Raw genomic sequence first — 21,411 nt, 5'->3', positions numbered from 1 at the left:
ATGAGTGATCAGGTACGTATTATTGCAATAGCTAACCAAAAGGGTGGCGTTGGTAAAACAACCACAGCGATTAACCTTGCTACTGCTTTGGCTGCTATCGGCGAAAAAGTCTTAGTATTGGACATTGATCCACAAGGAAATGCGAGTACCGGACTTGGTATTGACCGTAATAACCGTCGCTTGTCGTCTTATGATGTGGTGATTGAGGGTGTTTCAGTCGTTGATGCTGCGCTTGCTACCGATGTTCCAAACCTTTCCATCGTGCCATCGACCCTTGATTTGCTAGGGGTTGAAATGGAAATAGCAGCGCGCGCGGACCGTTCTCATCGTTTACGTTTGGCTTTACGTGATGACCCAAGAGTTAAACATAAGTTTTCTTACATTCTTATTGATTGCCCGCCATCTTTCAATCTTTTAACTTTAAATGCCATGGGTGCTTCGGATTCTGTTCTTGTACCACTGCAATGTGAGTTTTTGGCATTGGAAGGTTTAAGCCAGTTGTTAGAAACAATTAAGCAGGTTCGTTCAAGCCTTAATCCGCATCTTACTATACAAGGTATTGTCCTTACCATGTATGATGGGCGTAATAATCTTGCTAATCAAGTTGTGGACGATGTACGTTCTTTTATGGGTGAAAAGGTATATCGTACTGTCATTCCTCGTAATGTGCGCGTATCTGAAGCACCAAGCTTTGGTAAGCCGGCGCTGCTATATGATTTGAAATGTGCGGGTAGCCAAGCCTATTTGCAATTGGCGTCAGAAGTTATTCAACGAGAACGGCGTTTGCGTTACGAAAATGCATAAATCGCGTGATTTATAATTTATGGAACATTGGTTTTTGCCATTTAGTATTATTGTAATTATTTGGCAAACTATTTTCTAAGTTTAGATAAGCTTGCGGAAAACGGAATTAATATGAGTGAAGATAAATCAAAAAAAAGATTAGGGCGTGGGCTTGCTGCGCTAATTGGCGATATTGAAGCCCCGCAGGCTTCGCCCGAAGTAGTGGTTACGCAGATTGCATCAGAAAAGCAGGTGCCAATTGAATTGGTATCGCGCAATCCCCGTAATCCCCGCCGAACATTTGTTGAAGCCGAGTTAGATGATCTCGCGCAATCTATTCGTGAGCATGGTATTGTGCAGCCGCTTGTTGTGCGCCCATTAGGCGGCGATTATTTTGAATTGATTGCTGGTGAACGGCGTTGGCGGGCAGCGCAGCGTGCTGGTCTTGTACGTGTGCCGGTTATTGTCCGTGATGTTGATGATCGCACTGCTTTAGAGCTTGCTATTATTGAAAATGTTCAGCGCAGTGACCTTAATCCAGTGGAAGAAGCTCTGGGTTATCAGCAACTGATTGACGAACATGATTATACTCAAGCTGATCTTGCCCAAGTGATTGGTAAAAGCCGCAGCCATGTTGCCAATACTTTGCGGCTTTTAAAACTGCCACCTGAAGTACAACAAATGGTTAATGATGGGTTACTTTCGGCTGGGCATGCACGTTGCCTTATTACTGCATCTGATCCATTGAGCCTTGCACAAAAGATTATTGCTGAAGGCTTATCAGTGCGTCAAGCGGAGGCTTTAGCAGCAAAAGGCCCAGAAGAAGAAAAGCCAGCTAAAATACCGGTTGAAAAAGATGCTGACACCAAGGCATTAGAGCGGCGTATTGGTGACTGTCTTGGGCTTAAGGTGGATATTAAATATAATAAGAAAGGTGGAGATATCCGTATTTCTTATAAAACGCTTGAGCAGCTCGATGATCTTTGCCAGCGATTAGGCGCACAAATTGCTTGATTTTCAATGATTTAATAATTTTAGGCCCGGCAGATAAGTTATCTGCCGGGCTTTAACTTTCCACTTAATAGCATAATTGCTATGTGCGTTCACTTATTCGTTTGCTGATTTTTTGGTATAGATAGGTTATTGATCTGCTCCCAAGGGATTGGTCCACCAAATATGTCTTGTGTATTTTCGTCTGCCTCATATTGTGGATAGCGCTTCAATATCTTCATAGCTAATATTTGCCTATTTTTACTTTGTTCATCACCGCGCTGTTTATATGCTGAAATATAAGCCATTGCGTCGACAATATCATTCATTTGAATATTGTCTAAATATCCTTCGTCAATGAGCTTAGATAATTCTTCGTAACCAGTTATTGATAGACCTAACTGCCCAACGAGATTTATGCCTCTATCATTGCGAGCCCAGATATTCGCACCAGCTTCCACTAAAATGTGAACACCATCATAATTCTGCGCAAGGGCAACCATCATCACCAATGGTCTATCATTAGCCTGTCTAAATCTAAAGTTAGGATCGCCACCATGTTTTAAGTAAATTTCAATAAGTTTGGTTCGGTATATACGATCTGCAGCTTGGTCATTGCCGCCAAATGAGTCCAAAGCACTAATAAATTCCGGTTCACTATTTAATAGCGGTCTTTTCGCCATGGTATAATCAGCGCCATTGCCGATAAGTAAGTCAATTGCTTGAACGTTATGTTGTGCCATGGCATGAAAAAGCAATGTGGTTTCATCTCCATAACGTTGATTTATTCCGTTGGGTGGAAGCGCCGCCAGATCACTTTGGTTAATTGTTTGTTCACGTTCTATTTTTTGCGCCAAATGATAGACGGGCTCACCATAATCACGAAAGAGACGATCTGATCGCGGTGTTGACTGCTTATCATAATCAAAAGCAATTTGATGAGGTCTTTCTTGTCCAAAATTACTTTTTATCACTAGACCGATAATGGTTAAAAGACTTGCGCTGATAACCAATGTGATTTGAATTTTTTGTAAGGTTGATCTCATCTTTAAGATACCCCGATTTGCAGCTGCTACATCATTGAATTTTAATCCAAATGGCCTATTTTTGGATAATATTTATTCAAAATATTAATTACGATCCAAAGGCAAAGCAGTTGGCTTGACGTATAAATAAAAGTAACAGCTGCCACGTGAATGATGGTTGATAGAGCATAAACTACATCCATTACCGCATTTGGGTTATGACCTAAATAAGAAACAAAAAGCCAAATTATCGTGACCAAGTTAACCAAAGTAGCCAAATACATAAAGTTTTTAAATGACAATTGCTTTTTATAATTTAAAATAAAGATAACTGCCAAACCGATAAATATAACACTCATATCACTTAATGTGTCAATGAGAACTTTAATCGATAAATCCTGAATACGCATATATCCTATCTGATTATAAGCTATGTGAGATAGCATTTGGGTTGCAAAGCTGAAACAGGCATTGACAATAATAAAAAGAAAGAAAAATAGTGCATAATAAACAAAATCTGCTTTTTCTTTATCAATAATAAATAATTTTTTAAAATCCTTATCAAACAGCCATTTCAAAATAATTATCACCGCAATCGTTGCTATAAGTACATTACGCTGGCATTTCAAAAAAAATGACATTGGGGTTTCAATTGTGCCAAAAGTCATGGCCTCTGGCGGAGTTGTGACGTGGATTAGTCCTAACTTGGCAATGGCTAAAATTAAAGCGAATTGGATCATAAAGCCAATGATGACGTATGTTATTTTAATTAATTTAAATTTCTTGAAAGAAAGTGCAGCTGAGCCGGATATAATGGCTATTGCCACCACAAACGCAGCTATTGTTTCTATCAATTGCCTAAAGCCATCCGTGCCACCACTATAATAAGAATAAAACAATGTCGAAAAATCATTGAAAATTATGATAGCAAGCATAAATATTAATGATGTAAAAAAGACATTAAAACTATTAAAATTTTTCCGCATAAGACTTCCTTAAATTTAAAAATTTTTGCTAATATTTTAGATAACAATAAAATTTGTACGAATACTAGATTATTATCATATTTATATAACTTCAACTTTGAAATATTATGATTTTGATATAATTTTTACCTAACATTATATAGTTGTTGGAATCAGACAAAATTGGTTTTGCGGGAGATGGTGAATGTCAAAACATGATTATACGATTCAACCCCTGATAGGCTTGGGATCTTTAAGGTTTAATAGCGCTTCGGAAGATAATTTTGCCTTACAAGAGGTCTATGGTAGTTTTCGCAGTATTGATCGAACGGGTGATCGTTCTTATTGGGAAGAACAAATAAAAAAAGCAAAAGATTTGGATCAAAGGAAACGTTATGAGAGCATATTAGTTGCAATGAAGAACTTTGATTATACTTTAATCACTTATTATTACGGTAACTGCATTTTTGCTTGCTATAAAGATAATAAGTTAGTCGAAATTGGCGCTAATGATAAATCTATTGATATTTATTATAAAGACATCAATATTTTTAAAGATGATCCTAAAAATGTTGTAGATAGATTAATAAAAGAACTGGGTGAATTTCCTTATATTGATGATCAGCAAATTTATTTTAAAAATGCAGCTATTACACTTTCTTGCTTTATTGAAGGGGTTGTTGAGGGCGAAGTTTTATGGGCTGAAGAATATTCAGATGCAGCGGAGGAAAAATCTATGGCTTTTAATATGCATATAGATATTAGTGATGAGGAATTTGCGACCTATTATCGCTATAAAGCTGGTGAGATTTAGTGATCTTATAAATGCTTTATTTTAGATATGATGCCAAACATCTGCTTAATCTATATTTTAAATATATAAAATATAAACCTTCAGATGTTTTAGCATTATTCTTAGGTTAGTACTGGTTTATAAAGATCAATTGCTATTAGCGTTTGCTACGTTTTTTATCGCCATTTTCATCAAATAATGCTGCTAATTGCTCGGTAATTGCACCAGCAAGCTCTTCTGCATCAACAATAGTAACAGCACGGCGATAGTAACGCGTCACATCATGTCCGATACCAATGGCGATAAGCTCGATAGGCGAGCGTGTTTCAATCTCTTCAATCACACCGCGCAAATGTTTTTCTAAAAAATTACCCGGATTAACCGAAAGGGTTGAATCGTCAACAGGTGCACCATCAGAAATCATCATTAAAATGCGTCTATGTTCACTGCGTGCCAATAAACGTTGATGCGCCCAAACAAGTGCTTCACCATCAATATTTTCTTTGAGCAAGCCTTCACGCATCATCAAGCCGAGATTGCGCCTTGCACGGCGCCAAGGTGTATCAGCGCTTTTATAGATGATGTGGCGCAAATCATTTAAGCGACCCGGATTTGCTGGCTTGCCGCGTTGTAACCATGCTTCGCGTGACTGGCCGCCACGCCATGCTTTGGTGGTAAAGCCCAATATTTCAACTTTAACGCCGCACCGCTCTAAGGTGCGAGCAAGAATATCCGTACAGGTTGCAGCAACCGTAATTGGACGACCGCGCATGGAACCAGAATTATCCAAGAGCAGGGTGACAACCGTATCGCGAAACTCTGTATCACGCTCACGCTTGAAAGAAAGCGGTTGGGCAGGATCAATAACCAAGCGGGTCAAGCGTGCTGTATCAAGATAACCTTCTTCAAGATCAAAATCCCATGAACGGTTTTGTGCGGCCATTAAGCGCCGTTGCAAGCGGTTGGCAAGTCTGCCAACCACCCCTTGCAAATTGGCCAATTGCTTGTCTAAATGGGCGCGTAACTTATCAAGCTCTTCCTCATCGCAAAGCTCATTGGCTTCCACCGTTTCATCAAATTCGCGCGTGAAAACCTTATAATCGCCCAAATGCTCAAGATCAGCCAAAGCATTTTGTGGACGCCTTGTTTCACCTGGTTGCATTTCAGAATCAAGATCTTCAGTTTCCGATGCTTGTTCATCAGAATAATCAGCAGCTTCCATTTCGCCGTCTTCGGTCTCTTCCGAGCCTTGTTCGGCATTTTCGCTTTCACCACTTTCGGCATTTTCAGGATTATCGGCTTCGCCTTCTTGATTCTCGTCTGATTGGCTTTGATCTTCCTCATCGCCATCTTCTTCAGGATTTGGATCATCGCGTAATTCTTCACCAAGCTCCATTGCGGTTAGCATATCACGGATAGCACGCGCAAAAGCATTTTGATCGTTGAGCTTATCGGTTAAATTTTCAAGGTTTTTACCGGCACGCGCCTCCACCCAGTCGCGCCATAGATCAACCAATGAGCCAGCTTCAACAGGGGCTTTGCGACCAGTTAATTTTTCACGCACCATCAAAGAAAGCGCTTCAGCAAGCGGCGCATCATCTTGGGATTCAATATCTTTGTAATTAGCCCGCGCATAACGCTCGCCAAGCATAGCATCAAGATTATCTGCCATGCCATCCATCATTCGCGCGCCGATGGATTCAATACGGGCTTGTTCAACCGCGTCATAAATAGCGCGAGCATCATTACCTTCAGGGGCTAATTTTGCATGAATGGAAGCATTATGCCAAGCTTTGCGCAAGGACATAGAGTCACCAAGGCCACGTGTAACGGCAATATCACGCATTGTTGGGCGGCGGGATAAATCTGGCAGCCGCGCAGTGTCGCCACTTAATGAAGGGCGATCATTGGTGAAGGTCACATTAAGTTCACGGTCGGCGGCAACAGCACGCATTGTTGCGCTAATCGCACGCTTGAATGGCTCACTATCAACAGGTTTTGTCCTATTGTCGCGGCTATTATCTCCCGGTTGTGCTGCCATGGTTCTGCGCTTTTCTCTATTCTTAAACAAAGGCTTATAAAGCTAAAAATCTTAAGGAGCTTGATTTAACAAGCCCCTTTGCCTGTCACTGTTTTATGCAAAAACGGTATTGACGATCGAGTCTGGAAGATCTTCGCCAAAGGCACGTTGATAGAACTCTGCAACAATTGAGCGTTCAAGTTCATCACATTTATTTAAGAAGGTAAGGCGGAAAGCAAAACCAATATCTTTGAAAATTTCAGCGTTTTCTGCCCAAGTAATAACCGTTCTTGGGCTCATTACTGTTGATAAATCGCCATTAATAAAGGCTTGGCGGGTGAGATCAGCAACGCGCACCATGCGGCTGATAATATCGCGGCCATCGGCTTGGGTTTTGAAATGTTTCGCCTTTGCAAGAACAATTGCCACTTCATTATCATGGGGCAAATAATTCAAGGTGGTGACGATTGACCAACGATCCATTTGCGCCTGATTGATTTGCTGCGTACCGTGATAAAGACCGGTTGTATCGCCAAGCCCAACAGTATTTGCCGTTGCAAAAAGTCGAAATGCTGGATGAGGGGCAATGACGCGGCTTTGATCAAGCAAGGTCAAGCGGCCAGAGGATTCAAGCACACGTTGGATAACAAACATCACATCAGGGCGACCTGCATCATATTCATCAAAAACCAAGGCAACATTATGCTGGTATGCCCAAGGTAAGATGCCATCTTTAAACTCGGTTATTTGTTTGCCATCTTTAACAACAATGGCATCCTTACCAACAAGGTCAATACGGCTGACATGGCTATCTAGATTAATACGCACGCAGGGCCAATTAAGGCGGGCAGCAACTTGCTCAATATGGGTGGATTTACCAGTACCGTGATAGCCAGAAACCATAACACGGCGATTAAAGGCAAAACCGGCTAGAATGGCAAGAGTTGTTTGGCGATCGAAAAGATAATCAGGATCACTCTGTGGCACATAATCATTGCCTTGTGAAAATGCTGGCACTTGCATATCTGTATCAATGCCGAATACATCACGGGCAGACACAGTAATGTCAGGCAAGTGCATGGTCGATTGATTATCCTCTTTCATTCTCTTTAATGCCTCCTTGGGCGAAAAATGATTTTTCCGCTTTATGATAAATATAGTGTTTTTTAAAACTATATTTAGTTTCATCTGCAAAAATATTGCAATAATTTGCCTTTTAAAATGCTTTGTTTCAAGAAAAAATTTAAGAAAACAAAGCGAAAGCCCCATCATATTCTGTTGATAGGCTGCTATACCGATGAATTGGTTATATCAGAGCAAGACATAAACACAACGCAGAAAATGCCGGATTTGTTACAATTTTGAGTGTTGTTGGTTTAAACCCATTTTGTCACTATATGCGCGTCAGGTTAAAGTTTTGATCTTCAAGCTCGCAGATAAGGTTTTGCCAATATTTCTTCATTTCTTCAATGCCGCCAATCGCACCTTCTGGCAATGGCGTATAGCGGATGAGCGGACTTAATATTTGCGGATAATCTAAATTGGCGGAAAAGCTTTCTATTTCTTGATAAGGATCATCAAACATCGTCTCATATTTCAATAAGTATTTTAGAAAAATATATATCCAACATTTTTTTGCTAGTAGTTCATTATAATTGGGTATTAGCTTTTTGAGACTAGCAACAAAATTAAAATCATGATCTTGCGCTATGAGATCGTAAAGTATATTTTCACTTTTTTCATTAAGGCTTTGAATAATATAAGCCCTTAGGTCTTTAACCCCAATAAAGCCGTTTTGTAATCCAAAATAAAGGGCACCCAAATCAAGGCTATCATCAATATCGTATAGGTCTTTGCGGCTTATCGTCCAATGCATGGTTTACTCTTGTCTTTTTGCATAGAGCTAAAATTTTGGCTAAAATGGCAATAATATTGGCACAAGGATAAGGGTTACCAACATTGTTAATAATGAAAAAGGCACGCCAAATTTTACAAAGTCAATAAAGCGGAAATTACCTGGCCCTTGCACCAAAGCATTTACTGGTGATGATACGGGCGTTATAAAGGCGGTGGAAGCAGCAAGAGCAACCGTCATAGCAAAGGGCAAGGGCGACACACCCATTTGCTGAGCAAGGCTAATGGCAACAGGTGCCATAAGAACGGCGGTTGCTGTATTCGATATAAACAGCCCCAATATAGCTGTAACAATAAATAAGCTTGCTAGTAACACCCTTGGTTCGCTTTGCCCGGCAAGAGAAAGCACAAAATCGGTTGCTAAAGTAATACCGCCAGTTTTTTGTAAAGCGAGTGAGAAAGGCAACATGCCTGCAATTAAAACAAGACTTTGCCAGTGAATTGAGCGATAGGCGGCATCAAAATCAATACACCGTGTTAACCCCAAAAATAGACAAACCAATAAGGCTGCCAACACATTGGGGATAATACCGCTAACCATTAAAACAATCATCACACCAAGACCGATAAGCGCATAAGGCGCACGGGTAGGTGCTGGGGTTGCATCATCAATTTCTTCAGGTAAATCCAAAACAACAATATCATTGCCGTAATTCGCAAGGCGGCGAATATTGCGCCATGGTCCGATAACTAATAAAATATCGCCCATTTTAAACGGCATATCGGCAACACTATCACTTACAGCTTTGTTGGCGCGTTTCATGCCAACAATGGAAAGATCAAAACGCTTTCTAAATTTAACGCTGGCTGCAGTTTCATTGATTAAAGCCGAGCTTGCTGGTATCATAATTTGCGCCATGCCAAGTTGTTGGGTACTATCGGCAAAATAACCACTAGCAAGACGCATTTGTTCAAGCTTATAGGCACCACAAAGACTGGCTACCGTTTCACTTTCCGGCATATTGACCACATCAAGCAGCAAAATATCATCTTGTAATAAAAGCGTATCTGGGCGCGGTGTTACTAGTTTTTTGGTAAGACCGGAGGTGCGTTCAATTGCCAAAATATTAACACCATTGGCTTGGCGTAAATCGAGCTCTTCCAATGTTTTACGAATAAGTGGCGAGTTTTTTAAAATTTTTATACGTGCTTCACGTTGATAAAGCTGATACTCCTCAACCCAATCAGCAATATGCGGGCGTTGATAGGTTGATTTTGGCTTTTGCTCTGTTCCTAAAAATTTACGGATAACAAACATATATAAAATGGCAAGGATTAAAAGCGGCAAGCCAAAAGGCGTAAAAGAAAAGAAACTAAAAGTAGGAAGGTTATGGCGAACAAGTTCGCTTTGGACGACAAGATTAGGTGGTGTGGCAACAAGGGTGAGCATACCGCTTAATAAAGCTGCATAGCTTAGCGGCATCATCAAGCGGCCAGCGGCTATATGGGTTTGTTTAGCAATACGCAAAACAACCGGAATAAAAATGGCAACAACACCAGTTGAGCTCATAAAAGCGCCAACACCTGCCACAGCCACCATTAAAAATATTAGCAATTGATTTTCATTGGAGTTTGATTTCTTCAGCAACCAATCGCCAATATATTGCACTATGCCCGTGCGCGCTAATGCTTCACCAATCACAAAAAGCAAGGCAATAAGAATAACGGCGGGATCTGAAAAGCCTGATAGCGCCTCGTTGACGGTTAAAATGCCACTTAATGGCAAGGCGCCAATCATAATAAGCGCAACAGCATCCATGCGTGGCTTATTAAGCGCAAACATAACAACTGCAAGAGCCAATAATATAAGAACAATGCTTAAATCTTGGCTCATAATCTCAGCCTTGATGTTGTTGGACAAAAGTACCTTTTAAAATGAAGCCAAAATAAATTTTGTGCCATCTTAGATATATAGCTTAATTTTATATTTCAAAATATTTAATAATAAATTGATAGGATCAATTTTTATACTGCCAATTAGATTATAAACATAGTTCAACCGGCAATTGTTAAATGTCTTATCAGTGTTTTAACGGTTTATTTCATTTAAATCCATCAACTCGCCGCTTACTTTAAATAAGATTTTAAAGTCTTGCCCTAGATGAAAAGCAAAATCTCTCATTATAAGATATAGTAAAAAACTAAAATTCGTAAAAATTGCATTTTACCCCACAATAGCTAAACACAAACAAACAGCAAAATTACCCTATCCAATATATATTTAATTAACATGACAGGATATATTTAGCTGGAGGCGCTTATATCCTCGATCTTTAATTTCTATCGTATTATATTTTGTTTCATTTGTAATAATCTGCGTCGCAATGAGTTCGTCATTGACTGCGTTTTTTATCGACACTTTAAGCAGTGCCGAAGTACAAGCGCAATCAACCGCTGTTTCGCTTCTTATGCTTTCCAATAAAAACCTAATAGCTATAGTGCTATTTTTTATTTGAATGCTGCCGTCCTTGGTGGTTTGGCACGTATGGATAGTATGGGAATGAATAACATAGTCGATACTTTCTTTTGATTGCGAATTTTGCAACAAAACCAAGTTAACCAACACCGACATAATGACACAAATGCCAAACCTCATCCTTATCTCCTTGATATTTCCAATAATTAAGTCAACCAAAGCAGATTATATTGACTGCAAATTAAGACGCTTGAAACAACTTAATTTATGAAGAGATATATCCCGAATGAAACGACTATGATGATTGATATTATAATTCTTAAAAGCGGATTTTTTCTAAAAACAGGTATGAAAGCCCATATATAGAACATAAACAATAATATTAACCCTAATAGTCCGCCTATTATTGACCAAACAAAAAGGAACGCATAATAGCCATCAAGTGTTTTACCATTGATAAATAGATTTAGAAGAATATAACTTAAAATTGCGACTAAAAAAATACTTAAAATGAATGATAAACCATCTATTAATCCAGTAAACTCACCAAAGTCACCTATGCGATTTTGTATTATTTTATATCTTTTATAATAAAAATAAAAACTAACAATATTACCAATGAAAAAATAGAAAAATTGATATTTATTTATGGTCAGGAATTCATCAGGAAATAATAATAGAGTAGGAATATTTATCAAAAAGATAAAAGGAAAAAACAAAATATTTAAAGCATAATACATTGATTTTTTCTTTCTAAAAAAAATATTCACCTATTATTATGAAAAATAGTTATTAATATAATATTTGATGTTTTTATGTTCAATTATAATGTTGCTCAAATATAGTAATAGAAATCAATAAAATATTTTCTGCTTTTAAATAATACGCCATTGAAGCTCACGGCTGATTTTGTGCTACCTGCTATATATCGAGCGATGAAAAATTATGTAGCAGATAAATTCTTACCTAAACCTTAGGTCATTAAGGAACCATTTCATTAAGGTGTAGTCCTGATTTTTGTTTAATGCCCTTTTGCTTCTTTTGCATCCAGAAATAGCCAATCACCCCAACAATAGCGATTAGCGCCGACACAATTCCTGCGCCGGCTGGCTTATGAGGCATGCTAAAACTTATGGCCCCAGGCAAGATAATCAACATTAGGAAGAGCAAACTAAGCATCTGTTTTGCAAAAATGCCCTTAGGATAGCCCACTTCAAAGGATCGTGTCTCATCACTTTTTAAGGTTATTGCAATGCTATTGCTACAGTTCGATTTAGGATTTAAGCCAATTTTTAACGCATAATCACCATCGGCAACTTCTAGCTCCACCGTTTTACCATTGCCGATTTTTCCAACAACTTTATCATCAAGATAGATGTTAAAACGGCTCGCCGCTAGATTAATACTTGAGTTGCGTTTAATAATGAGCGTTGCCATACAATTTCCAATTGAAAAAAATGATATCAAGGTTTTCATAAAGTATAAATATAATATAGTTTACTATCATTGTTTAAATAATCGCAAGCCTTTTTCTGTTAAAAGTGCTTGTAAAGGAATGTCATGGTCTTCCGCTGCTATGAAGTTCACCTCTTGGCAATCAAAGGCAAGCCCCACCAAAAATGGTTGTTTCTGCCGTGATCTCATGTCAGCAATGATCCGGTCATAAAAACCACCACCATAACCAATGCGGTTGCCGATAGCATCAAATGCCGCAAGCGGTAGCAAAATCAAATCGGGATCAAGAATAGCGGCGCTTGCAGGTGGGCCCATAGTGCCAAAGCCCATCGGAATTAATTCATCTTTACAACTAAATTGGCGAAATTGCATTTTACGGGCTTTGCTATCGATTATAGCCGGCAGGCAAATGGTTTTACCCTTCTCTTTAAGCACCAACAATAAGGGTCTTGGGTCGATTTCACTGCCAATTGGCCAAAAGCCGGCGACAATGCTTGCATCAATAAGTGACAAAAGCGCATTTGCTTCATTTGCTAATTGTTCAGCAGCTTGTCGGCGTAAATCTAGCGCCAAACGATCACGCTTGGCTAATGCTTCATGGCGTTGTTGCTGTTTTGTCATTCTATTATCCGTCAAGAAATGTTACTATCAGCATAAACACTTTTATGATGGGAAAAAACCAATTTTAACAAAATTATTTATTGGATAAGTGCCACGAAGGGCGGTAAAGAAGTGGCGTCCACGACAACCGATGGAATTTTTGATCCTAGGAACCTACATAGTAGGTGGGCGCCATATGACGAAGCCCACGGGCCTCATCAGGGACGGCTCCCTTTAAGATCATTAAGGCCCTAGGGATGCTGTTATCCTGTCGCGAAGCGCAGAACGCCACTAACCACTATAAACCAATGTTTTACAAAATGCCAATAGCATTTATATTATTTTAAAGGCAGCTTTAATGGTTGAGCCATATCTAAGAAAATAGCTAAATGGCTCTATCGGTTGATTTTTCTAATAAATCAGCCATGCGCTTTTGCACCTTGACCATTTGCGGATAAATATCAAGCGCTTTATTATAAATATCAATCGCCATTGGTTCACGGTTGGTCATTTCAAAAATAGCACCAAGCTGCATCAGCGCATTAAAATGACGCGGTTCAATTTGTAGTACCCTATTTAATTCAAGAACGGCAAGGGAAATATCATTCATCTGGATATGAATGGATGCGCGCCGCATCCAACCTTCAGCATAATTAGGATCAAGCGCTACAACATTGTCCAAAAAATCCATCGCTTGTGCATAATCTTGGTTTCGCGCCGCATCTTCTGCCCAGCCCATCAACAAATCTATTGTTGCACTACCCGATTGAGACCAAAGCCCCTGTATTTGTTGACTAATTTTTTGAGCTTCTTTTACATCAGCGCTGCGCTTCAAACTGGTAAAAAGTGTGTTTAATTCATCAGTCTTTTTAACTAATGGCAATAGATTTTTAGATTTATTTGGGTTTTCAATAGTTTGATCGGGTTTAATATTAGGGCGCAAAGGCACAACATCATCGGGCTCAAGCGGCGATTCAAGTGGTTCATGCTCTGGTGGAAATTGCGGTGCTTCTTGCGCTTGGCTAAATGAAATCATCACCGCTGATAAAGTCGGCGCAGTCAATAAAACAGCACAGCAAGCAAATATAAGATCTCGATATTTCAACTTCTTTTCCACGTTCTAACCATTGATTAAAATTCTATTTTAATATGGCTTAGTTTAAGATCAATTAAAAGGCAGTAAAATGGCATATTGCTATTAAAAGTAACCCCGCCAAAACTATAATTTAGCCATAAATGCTTTTTAGGTTCACCAAAATGTGAAGCACGCGAAACTTTAGAGCGTTTTCCGAAAAGTGTGAAGCGGTTTTCGGACAAAAAACGCGCTGTAAACAATGTATTAGGGCGCGGATCTGATCCAATTAGATCGAAATGCGCTCTAAGCTTAAAGGGGAGATAATCATAATGAAGTGGCTAAAAAGGTTGATCTTATTTTTGTTAATTTGCTATTTATTACCCATTGGTGCAAGTGCCCTTTGGTGGTGGCAATTAGATCGCCCACAAAGCTACCGCGTTGCTGATTGGACAAGCGCAAATTTCTTACCAAAACCGCAAGCGCAAGGCTCTAGCCTTTATATTATGGGCGCAAGAACCGGCGGCATGAAGGGGGCAATTTCACTTCACACTTGGATCGTCTTTAAGAAAGCTGATGAAAGCCAGTATAACCGCTATGATGTTGTCGGTTGGGGTAAAGCACTGCGCCACAATGCCTATGCGGCCGATGCCAAATGGTATTCTAATGCGCCATTTATTATTTATGAATCCCATAATAATGATGCGTTGATTGAAAAGGTTGAAGCGGCTATAAAGCGCTATTCCTATGGTGGGAGTGGTCAATATATTATCTGGCCCGGGCCAAATTCGAATAGTTTTGTCGGTAATATTTTGCGTGACGTGCCGGAAATCAATGTGGCATTGCCACCGCTTGCTGTAGGGCGTAATTTTTTACCCAACAATAAATGGTATTTTTACGATAAGGATAATAGCGACCTCATCATAAATTATCATGGCTTTGGTGGCTTGGCGATTGGCGGAAAAAGTGGGCTTGAATTGGATATTGGTGGCTTTGTTTTAGGCATAGATATCAAAAGTCTTGGCGTAAAAATCCCCGGTATTGGCAGAGTTGGCTTTTAGTAAAACTATTTTACAAGAATATAAATTAGCTTTTAAAAAAACGCCTTTGAATAAGTTCAAAGGCGTTTTTTTAATTAACCGATAGGGCTAAATTATTTTTTAGACATATCTTGTGCAACGGATAAATATAATTGTTCGGCAAGTTCGTTGGCTGCACGTTCAATCGCATCTTTTTCGGCAGCAAGATTAGCATATTCTTGCCGTGGACGATCAAAAGAAGCATCAACCGAACGGCTACGCTTGGCAACAATCTTACCATCCATATCACTAATTGTATAAGTACCTGTTGCGCGTGCAGTACCAGCTGACGCACGACCAGTACGATCGGTACGGTCACCAACATTAACCCGCACTGCAGCCAACACAGTCGTGCTGACATTTAATGCTAGCTTATATTGCGGCGCCCCGCTTTCACCAGCACCACCATTAAACAGATAAATCAAACGGTTGCGCACAATTTGAGTTGTGCGGTCACCGGCTTCGCTAATCTCAATAGACTTAAGTTTTGCCCGCATTGGTGAACTTGCATTAAGCATAGGGCTGCCATCGCTATTGCTGCCCTGATAAAGCGGTTGCACTGTGCAACCACTTATTGTGATAGCAGACACCATAAGCGCCGCCAGAGTAATGCTTTTTAATGCTATAATTGGTTTAGATAACAACATTAATAATCCTTTGCGGTACAACAACCAACTTTTTAGGTGCCTTGCCATCAAGAGCTTTTTGAACAAAAGGCAATTGCAACACAGCAGCTTCAACGGCATTCTTGTCCGCATCACGGCTAATTGTCAAATCACCACGCTTTTTACCATTAATTTGCACAGGCATTGTAACATCATTATCAACGGTCAAAGCTTCATCATATTGCGGCCAAAGCAAAGTTGCCACCATTTTATCACCACCCAAAGCGGCGTGGCACTCTTCAGCAAGATGCGGCATCATCGGTGCAATCATGGCAATGAAGAAATCAAATGCCTGCTTTAGTGCAGCCTTGGTATCATTATCAGCCGTTTCAATATTTTGCGCAACCGGCGACAAAATATTTAGCAACTCATAAAGACGGGCAACGGCACGATTAAAGGCAAGCTTTTCAATATCATCAGCAACCGCTTTCAAGGTGCGGTGGGCAGCCTTGGAAATATCAAGGGCAACGCCGTCCTGCGCAGCTTTGCCTTCAACACCTTGCAAATGTTCTTCAGCAAGTGCCACCATGCGCCAAACGCGCTGCACAAAACGGAATGCACCTTCAACACCAGATTCAGACCAGATAACATCGCGCTCTGGCGGCGAATCAGAAAGCATGAACCAGCGTGCCGTATCAGCACCATAGGATGCTAAAATATCATCAGGATCGACAATGTTAAATTTTGACTTCGACATTTTTTCGATTGGCCCAATTTCAACCGGCGCACCATCGGATAAACGGAAAGCTGCACGCTTACCATCTTTTTCTTCAATCTTAATATCAGATGGGAAGACATAGCCCGTTTCATCACGGTAAGATTCATGCGTCACCATGCCTTGGGTGAATAGACCTTTAAACGGCTCTTCAACCCCTACATAGCCAACTTTTTTCATCGCACGGGTAAAGAAGCGCGAATATAAAAGATGCAAAATAGCATGTTCAATACCGCCAATATATTGATCAACTGGCAACCAACTATCAGCCATAGCTCGCTCTGTTGGTTCATCAGCATTTGGATCAGTAAAGCGGATATAATACCATGATGAATCAACAAATGTATCCATGGTATCGGTTTCGCGCCGTGCGGGTTTACCACAATTTGGACAATCAACATTTTTCCAAGTTGGGTGATGATCAAGCGGATTACCTGGCTTTTCAAAGGTAACATCGTCAGGCAAACGCACGGGCAAATCCTTGCGCGGTACTGGCACCACCCCACATTCCACACAATGGATCATTGGAATTGGGCAGCCCCAATAGCGTTGTCGGGAAATACCCCAATCACGCAACCTATATTGTACGCGGCGTTCGGCCTGTGGTTTACCATTAAGCATTGTGCTCTCTAAACGGTTTGCCACCTCATCAAAAGCTTGTGTTGGCGTTAAACCGTCAAGAAAGCTTGAATTGATCATCACGCCATCTTCGGTGTGTGCTGTCTCGGTCACAATAAAGCTAGATGGATCTTGTCCCTCTGGCAGCACCACAGGGCGCACTGGCAATTCATATTTATTAGCAAAATCAAGATCGCGCTGATCATGGGCAGGACAGCCAAAAACCGCACCAGTACCATATTCCATCAATACGAAATTGGCGACATAAACCGGCAATTGCCAATTTTCATCAAAAGGATGGGCAACGGTAACGCCAGTATCAAAGCCTTGCTTTTCAGCCGTTTCAATCGCGGCAACTGATGTGCCAATGCGCTTACATTCTTCAATGAAGCTTTGCAATGTCAAGTTGTTTTCGGCAATTTGCTTGGCTAAAGGGTGGTCAGCAGCAATGGCAATGAAGGACGCACCAAAAATCGTATCGGGGCGAGTTGTATAAACTTCAATTGTATCAAAGCCAGCTGGCGCATTTTGGGCAATTTGCCAACGCAACGCCAAGCCTTGTGATTTACCAATCCAGTTCTTTTGCATAAGGCGAACTTTATCAGGCCATTCCTCAAGCTGATCTAAACCTTGCAATAGGTCTTCGCTATAATCGGTAATTTTGAAGAACCATTGGGTCAATTCGCGCTGCTCAACCAAGGCACCCGAACGCCAGCCCTTACCATCAACCACTTGCTCATTAGCAAGCACTGTCATATCAACTGGATCCCAATTAACCTTGGCGCTTTTACGGGTAACAAGCCCTTTTTCCACCATATCTTGGAAGATCATTTGTTGGCGATGATAATATTCAACATCACAAGTGGCAAATTCACGCGACCAATCCAATGATAGGCCCATGGATTTTAATTGCGAACGCATGGTGGCAATATTTTCATAAGTCCATTCTTTAGGATGAACCTTATTTTTCATTGCCGCATTTTCAGCCGGCATACCAAAAGCATCCCATCCCATTGGGTGCAGGACATTAAACCCCTTTGCCCGCTTATAGCGCGCTACCACATCACCCATGGCATAATTGCGCACATGGCCCATATGGATACGGCCTGATGGATAGGGAAACATTTCTAAAACATAATATTTTTCACGGCTATCATCATTATCAGTCTTGAAAACATCTTGAATGTCCCAAGCCGATTGCCATTTTTTTTCGGTAGCGCGTGGATTATAACGTTCGGTTGCCATTGCTTTTATTCTCTTGCGAAGATTAACTAGTTTAAAAATCTGTCAATGGAGCTTCAACACACATTGTGTAAGGCGTCAACTGGCGATAGTATTTTGAATATATAGGCAATAAAGGATATCTCGATGAATGACAAGCTAGATAATCAGACTTCAGTGCAGGAAGCCCACGATGTTTGTGCGGCACTAAATAATGTGCGGGCAGAAATTTCGGCAAGCGCCAGTGAAGCCAAACGATCAGCTAGCGATATTGATCTTATTGCTGTTTCAAAAACATTTGATGCCAATGACATTCGTCCCGTGCTTCAAGAAGGGCAGCGGCAATTTGGTGAAAACCGCGTTCAAGAAGCACAAAGCAAATGGCCGCAATTGCGCGATGAATTTTCGGGTATAGAATTACATCTCATTGGGCCACTGCAATCCAACAAGGCGGCGGAAGCGGTTGCACTTTTTGACGTAATTGAAAGTGTTGACCGCGAAAAAATTGCCGCGACCTTAAGCGCGGAAATGAACAAGCAGGCACGCAATTTACCATGCTATGTTCAAGTTAATACGGGTTTAGAGCCGCAAAAGGCAGGCATTGCCCCACAAGATACGCTTGATTTTGTCAAACGCTGCCAAAATATCCATGGTCTTAATATTATTGGTTTAATGTGCATACCGCCAGCTGATGAAAATCCGGGTCCCCATTTTGCATTGCTTGAAAAACTCGGCAAACAAGCAGGCTTGCACAAATTATCCATGGGCATGTCAGGTGATTTTGAACTAGCGATTAAGTTTGGTGCAACAAGTGTGCGGGTCGGCTCGGCAATATTTGGCTACCGCCCGATGAAGAACGACGATGATGCCTCAATTGAGGAGTAGTCGAGAATAAAGACTGCATAAGATAAATGAATGAGCATTTTTGCAAGCATTGGTTACATTTTGCAAAAATGCTTTAATGGTTGCCAGTTTTGTTTGTATGATTAGATCAAATAGGGATTGACATATTATGGTTTCAACTTCGTTTTCACAATTATCAGGCGATCACCAAGATATGTTAGGACGCAGCGCAGAAGATCCCGTTTTTAAAACTTATATGGAACAGCAACGCAAACTTTATCCATTACAACCCTTGCCAGCGAATGCCACTCGCTGGGAAACAGAAGATTTTTATAGTGGTTTTAATGTTTCGATGGAAGAATATCGTTTATTCAATTATTCACATGGTGAGCCAAAGTCCAGATTTAGCACGAATGATGATGAGAAAATTGTTTTGCATATAAGCTTTAGCGACAGTGATAGTCTAATACCCAGGCAAAGACCATATAAGCATCCACTTCCCTTCGGCTTAAAATTTGGCGATACACCGCAAAATGTCGCCCAAAAACTTAATACCAAACCGCGAATGCAACTAAAAAGCGTTATGCTGCCAGGTGTTAGCGATGAAAAATATAGTATATCGTATAGGGTTGGAAATCTAAATGTTATTGCAACTTATACGGGCGAAGAAAAATTGATACGTCTCACTATTGCGTTGCTAGATCGCGCCGATATACGTGCGCGCGAACGACAACAAAATGTGAAGAATTATATCATTAACCCTGAAGCAAGCGCAGGATTAGAAATATATCGTCAGAGATTTCCAACCAAGCGTTGGCGTAAACTGATTGGCTTGGATAAGGGGTATAATGAGCAAGATATTCGTGCGGTAGAAGAACAGCTTAATATTTTTATTGATAACGTCAAGGCTGCTACCCAAAAAGCTGATGCAGAAGCAATCTATAAGGCGGTCGAAATTCTTGTTGTAAACGTCAATGACATTAACGACCGCAATGGTTTGGTCGAAACTTTGGAGCGTGATGAACTAAGCATCTTTATTGATAAGGTTGTTGCGCAAACGGGCTTTCTCATTGAAGAAAATGAAGATATTACCAGTGAATGGCGGCGATGGTAACGCCTCTATAATGGGCAATCCTTATAGCCTGTACAAATACATCTTTGGGCTGCTAATTCCGCTTGCCGCACCTGCTTTTTAGAAAGCTTGGATGCTAGAACATCCTTTGCTGATGGATATTTACTCTCAACCAAGGATATAATATGGCTCCAAATATAGGCTTTGGTATAATCCTTTTTTACGCCAAGTCCTTTTTCATACATGCCAATTAACATCGACTGCGCATAAAATGCGCCAACGTCACCGCTTTTAGCCGATTTTTGGTACCATATTGCGGCCTTCGCCAAATCCTTATGAACACCTAAGCCGAGGTCATACATTTCGCCGATATGATATTGTGCAAATGAATTATTTTGTCCGGCAGCTTTAAAATACCAATTTAATGCTTGCTGATAATTTTGTTCAACACGTTTACCCGTTTGATATTCATAACCAAGCTGAGCTTGAGCCGTTGCATATCCATTGTTTGCAGATTTTTTCAATAAAAATAATGCTTTATCTAAATCTATAAAATTGTTATAGCTAATATCATTTTCATAAATTCTAGAGAGTTCATAGTCAACCGCTGGGTCTTCGTGTTCGGCAGCTCTTTGGTACCAATATAAAGCTTGCTGCTTGTTTGATTTAGTGCCGCGTCCAAATCGATACATGTCCCCAAGTTTCAATTGAGCTTGCGCATTATTTTGATCTGCTGCTTTTTTATACCAGCTAAAGGCAAGCGCATCATCTTTTTCTATTTCCAATCCTATTCTCTCGCCTTTTTCATAAAATTCAGCAAGGTGCAATTGCGCGTTAACATGACCTTGCTCGGCAGATTTTTGATACCATTTAAATGCTTCAGTAAGGTTAGCTTGCCATCGATTGCCAAAATCATATTGCCTTGCAAGATTAAATTGTGCCTTTGCATCGCCTTGCTCGGCACTTAAGCGATATTGGTTAATTGCATCTTGCTTTAATGCGTCAATATTTTGATTTTTTTGAAAATTTTTACATGAAAATCCTTGGGCGGCAACAGGACTTTGTAAAGAGAACGCAAAACCGCCTATAACGAGCATATAGATAATATAATTAAAGCTTTTAATTGCTAAATTTTTCATCAAAATCCCCGAATATATTTTGCTTA

19 protein-coding genes and 1 other RNA gene are annotated in these 21,411 nt (G+C 40.3%); 6 read left to right on the top strand and 14 right to left on the bottom strand.

The genetic code is table 11. The features are described 5' to 3' along the window. Both H3299_RS13300 and H3299_RS13295 read left to right on the top strand, forming a co-directional pair. Entirely contained in the window at window positions 1-804 is an 804-nt protein-coding gene (locus tag H3299_RS13300; protein WP_182418113.1) for a ParA family protein, read from the top strand. Window positions 805-915: 111 nt separating this feature from the next. Then, entirely contained in the window at window positions 916-1,797 is an 882-nt protein-coding gene (locus H3299_RS13295) for a ParB/RepB/Spo0J family partition protein (protein WP_182418112.1), read from the top strand. Window positions 1,798-1,886: 89 nt separating this feature from the next. Here the strand turns inward: H3299_RS13295 and H3299_RS13290 are convergent, their stop codons facing one another. Then, window positions 1,887-2,819 (bottom strand): hypothetical protein, encoded by a 933-nt coding sequence (locus tag H3299_RS13290; protein ID WP_182418111.1) that lies wholly within the window; start codon window positions 2,817-2,819, stop codon window positions 1,887-1,889. Window positions 2,820-2,860: 41 nt separating this feature from the next. Then, a complete protein-coding gene (locus H3299_RS13285) occupies window positions 2,861-3,784 on the bottom strand; it encodes a hypothetical protein (RefSeq protein ID WP_182418110.1) in 924 nt (307 codons plus the stop codon). Between the two features lie 184 nt (window positions 3,785-3,968). On the opposite strand from H3299_RS13285, the gene H3299_RS13280 reads away from it, so the two are divergent. Then, a complete protein-coding gene (locus H3299_RS13280; RefSeq protein ID WP_182418109.1) occupies window positions 3,969-4,577 on the top strand; it encodes a hypothetical protein in 609 nt (202 codons plus the stop codon). Window positions 4,578-4,713: 136 nt separating this feature from the next. Here the strand turns inward: H3299_RS13280 and cobT are convergent, their stop codons facing one another. The 9 genes from cobT to H3299_RS13235 all read right to left on the bottom strand — a co-directional run bounded on the left by cobT (window position 4,714) and on the right by H3299_RS13235 (window position 14,078). After that, window positions 4,714-6,597 carry a cobaltochelatase subunit CobT gene (cobT, locus tag H3299_RS13275; protein ID WP_182418108.1) on the bottom strand — a complete coding sequence of 628 codons (1,884 nt, stop codon included), beginning with the start codon at window positions 6,595-6,597 and terminating at the stop codon, window positions 4,714-4,716. 93 nt (window positions 6,598-6,690) lie between these two features. Next, on the bottom strand, window positions 6,691-7,680 hold the full coding sequence (gene cobS / locus H3299_RS13270) for a cobaltochelatase subunit CobS (protein WP_182418107.1): 990 nt from the start codon (window positions 7,678-7,680) through the stop codon (window positions 6,691-6,693). Window positions 7,681-7,969: 289 nt separating this feature from the next. Beyond that, on the bottom strand, window positions 7,970-8,452 hold the full coding sequence (locus H3299_RS13265; RefSeq protein WP_182418106.1) for a DUF2247 family protein: 483 nt from the start codon (window positions 8,450-8,452) through the stop codon (window positions 7,970-7,972). Window positions 8,453-8,491: 39 nt separating this feature from the next. Then, window positions 8,492-10,324: an SLC13 family permease gene (locus H3299_RS13260; RefSeq protein WP_182418105.1), complete on the bottom strand. Its 1,833-nt coding sequence runs from the start codon at window positions 10,322-10,324 to the stop codon at window positions 8,492-8,494. Between the two features lie 387 nt (window positions 10,325-10,711). Next, complete coding sequence (locus tag H3299_RS13255) at window positions 10,712-11,086, bottom strand: hypothetical protein (protein WP_182418104.1); 375 nt, start codon at window positions 11,084-11,086, stop codon at window positions 10,712-10,714. An 801-nt stretch (window positions 11,087-11,887) separates the two neighbouring features. Further along, on the bottom strand, window positions 11,888-12,343 hold the full coding sequence (locus H3299_RS13250) for a hypothetical protein (protein WP_182418103.1): 456 nt from the start codon (window positions 12,341-12,343) through the stop codon (window positions 11,888-11,890). 66 nt (window positions 12,344-12,409) lie between these two features. Beyond that, entirely contained in the window at window positions 12,410-12,982 is a 573-nt protein-coding gene (locus tag H3299_RS13245) for a 5-formyltetrahydrofolate cyclo-ligase (protein WP_182418102.1), read from the bottom strand. Between the two features lie 112 nt (window positions 12,983-13,094). Further along, window positions 13,095-13,251: non-coding RNA, 6S RNA (ssrS, locus tag H3299_RS13240), on the bottom strand. A 95-nt stretch (window positions 13,252-13,346) separates the two neighbouring features. Then, window positions 13,347-14,078, bottom strand: a complete 732-nt coding sequence (locus tag H3299_RS13235; protein ID WP_182418101.1) for a tetratricopeptide repeat protein — start codon at window positions 14,076-14,078, stop codon at window positions 13,347-13,349. A gap of 287 nt (window positions 14,079-14,365) precedes the next feature. Here H3299_RS13235 and H3299_RS13230 point away from each other — a divergent pair, with 287 nt between their 5' ends. Continuing rightward, window positions 14,366-15,094 carry a DUF3750 domain-containing protein gene (locus tag H3299_RS13230; protein ID WP_182418100.1) on the top strand — a complete coding sequence of 243 codons (729 nt, stop codon included), beginning with the start codon at window positions 14,366-14,368 and terminating at the stop codon, window positions 15,092-15,094. Between the two features lie 92 nt (window positions 15,095-15,186). Here the strand turns inward: H3299_RS13230 and lptE are convergent, their stop codons facing one another. Together lptE and leuS are read right to left on the bottom strand one after the other, a co-directional pair. Beyond that, window positions 15,187-15,759: an LPS assembly lipoprotein LptE gene (gene lptE / locus H3299_RS13225; RefSeq protein ID WP_182418099.1), complete on the bottom strand. Its 573-nt coding sequence runs from the start codon at window positions 15,757-15,759 to the stop codon at window positions 15,187-15,189. Next, window positions 15,746-18,355, bottom strand: a complete 2,610-nt coding sequence (leuS, locus tag H3299_RS13220) for a leucine--tRNA ligase (protein WP_182418098.1) — start codon at window positions 18,353-18,355, stop codon at window positions 15,746-15,748. Before leuS ends, lptE begins: the two co-directional genes overlap by 14 nt. Before the next feature lie 123 nt (window positions 18,356-18,478). On the opposite strand from leuS, the gene H3299_RS13215 reads away from it, so the two are divergent. Next, the gene (locus tag H3299_RS13215) at window positions 18,479-19,216 is read left to right on the top strand and encodes a YggS family pyridoxal phosphate-dependent enzyme (RefSeq protein WP_182418097.1); all 738 of its coding nucleotides are present in this window, start codon (window positions 18,479-18,481) and stop codon (window positions 19,214-19,216) included. A gap of 127 nt (window positions 19,217-19,343) precedes the next feature. Next, on the top strand, window positions 19,344-20,288 hold the full coding sequence (locus H3299_RS13210; RefSeq protein ID WP_182418096.1) for a hypothetical protein: 945 nt from the start codon (window positions 19,344-19,346) through the stop codon (window positions 20,286-20,288). 5 nt (window positions 20,289-20,293) lie between these two features. Here the strand turns inward: H3299_RS13210 and H3299_RS13205 are convergent, their stop codons facing one another. Continuing rightward, window positions 20,294-21,385: a tetratricopeptide repeat protein gene (locus H3299_RS13205; protein WP_182418095.1), complete on the bottom strand. Its 1,092-nt coding sequence runs from the start codon at window positions 21,383-21,385 to the stop codon at window positions 20,294-20,296. Between the last annotated feature and the right edge of the window lie 26 nt (window positions 21,386-21,411).

It is taken from the genome of Bartonella sp. HY038 (assembly GCF_014117425.1).
In the GTDB taxonomy this organism is placed as follows: domain Bacteria; phylum Pseudomonadota; class Alphaproteobacteria; order Rhizobiales; family Rhizobiaceae; genus HY038.
The sequence above is the reverse complement of the archived record's forward strand: the minus strand, read 5'-3'. Positions and strand labels throughout refer to the sequence as shown.

Coding starts and splice junctions, on each gene's coding strand:
- H3299_RS13300 (WP_182418113.1), top strand. CDS start 1: ATGAGTGATCAGGTACGTATTATTGCAATAGCTAACCAAAAGGGTGGC.
- H3299_RS13295 (WP_182418112.1), top strand. CDS start 916: ATGAGTGAAGATAAATCAAAAAAAAGATTAGGGCGTGGGCTTGCTGCG.
- H3299_RS13290 (WP_182418111.1), bottom strand. CDS start 2,819: ATGAGATCAACCTTACAAAAAATTCAAATCACATTGGTTATCAGCGCA.
- H3299_RS13285 (WP_182418110.1), bottom strand. CDS start 3,784: ATGCGGAAAAATTTTAATAGTTTTAATGTCTTTTTTACATCATTAATA.
- H3299_RS13280 (WP_182418109.1), top strand. CDS start 3,969: ATGTCAAAACATGATTATACGATTCAACCCCTGATAGGCTTGGGATCT.
- cobT (WP_182418108.1), bottom strand. CDS start 6,597: ATGGCAGCACAACCGGGAGATAATAGCCGCGACAATAGGACAAAACCT.
- cobS (WP_182418107.1), bottom strand. CDS start 7,680: ATGAAAGAGGATAATCAATCGACCATGCACTTGCCTGACATTACTGTG.
- H3299_RS13265 (WP_182418106.1), bottom strand. CDS start 8,452: ATGCATTGGACGATAAGCCGCAAAGACCTATACGATATTGATGATAGC.
- H3299_RS13260 (WP_182418105.1), bottom strand. CDS start 10,324: ATGAGCCAAGATTTAAGCATTGTTCTTATATTATTGGCTCTTGCAGTT.
- H3299_RS13255 (WP_182418104.1), bottom strand. CDS start 11,086: ATGAGGTTTGGCATTTGTGTCATTATGTCGGTGTTGGTTAACTTGGTT.
- H3299_RS13250 (WP_182418103.1), bottom strand. CDS start 12,343: ATGGCAACGCTCATTATTAAACGCAACTCAAGTATTAATCTAGCGGCG.
- H3299_RS13245 (WP_182418102.1), bottom strand. CDS start 12,982: ATGACAAAACAGCAACAACGCCATGAAGCATTAGCCAAGCGTGATCGT.
- H3299_RS13230 (WP_182418100.1), top strand. CDS start 14,366: ATGAAGTGGCTAAAAAGGTTGATCTTATTTTTGTTAATTTGCTATTTA.
- lptE (WP_182418099.1), bottom strand. CDS start 15,759: ATGTTGTTATCTAAACCAATTATAGCATTAAAAAGCATTACTCTGGCG.
- leuS (WP_182418098.1), bottom strand. CDS start 18,355: ATGGCAACCGAACGTTATAATCCACGCGCTACCGAAAAAAAATGGCAA.
- H3299_RS13215 (WP_182418097.1), top strand. CDS start 18,479: ATGAATGACAAGCTAGATAATCAGACTTCAGTGCAGGAAGCCCACGAT.
- H3299_RS13210 (WP_182418096.1), top strand. CDS start 19,344: ATGGTTTCAACTTCGTTTTCACAATTATCAGGCGATCACCAAGATATG.
- H3299_RS13205 (WP_182418095.1), bottom strand. CDS start 21,385: ATGAAAAATTTAGCAATTAAAAGCTTTAATTATATTATCTATATGCTC.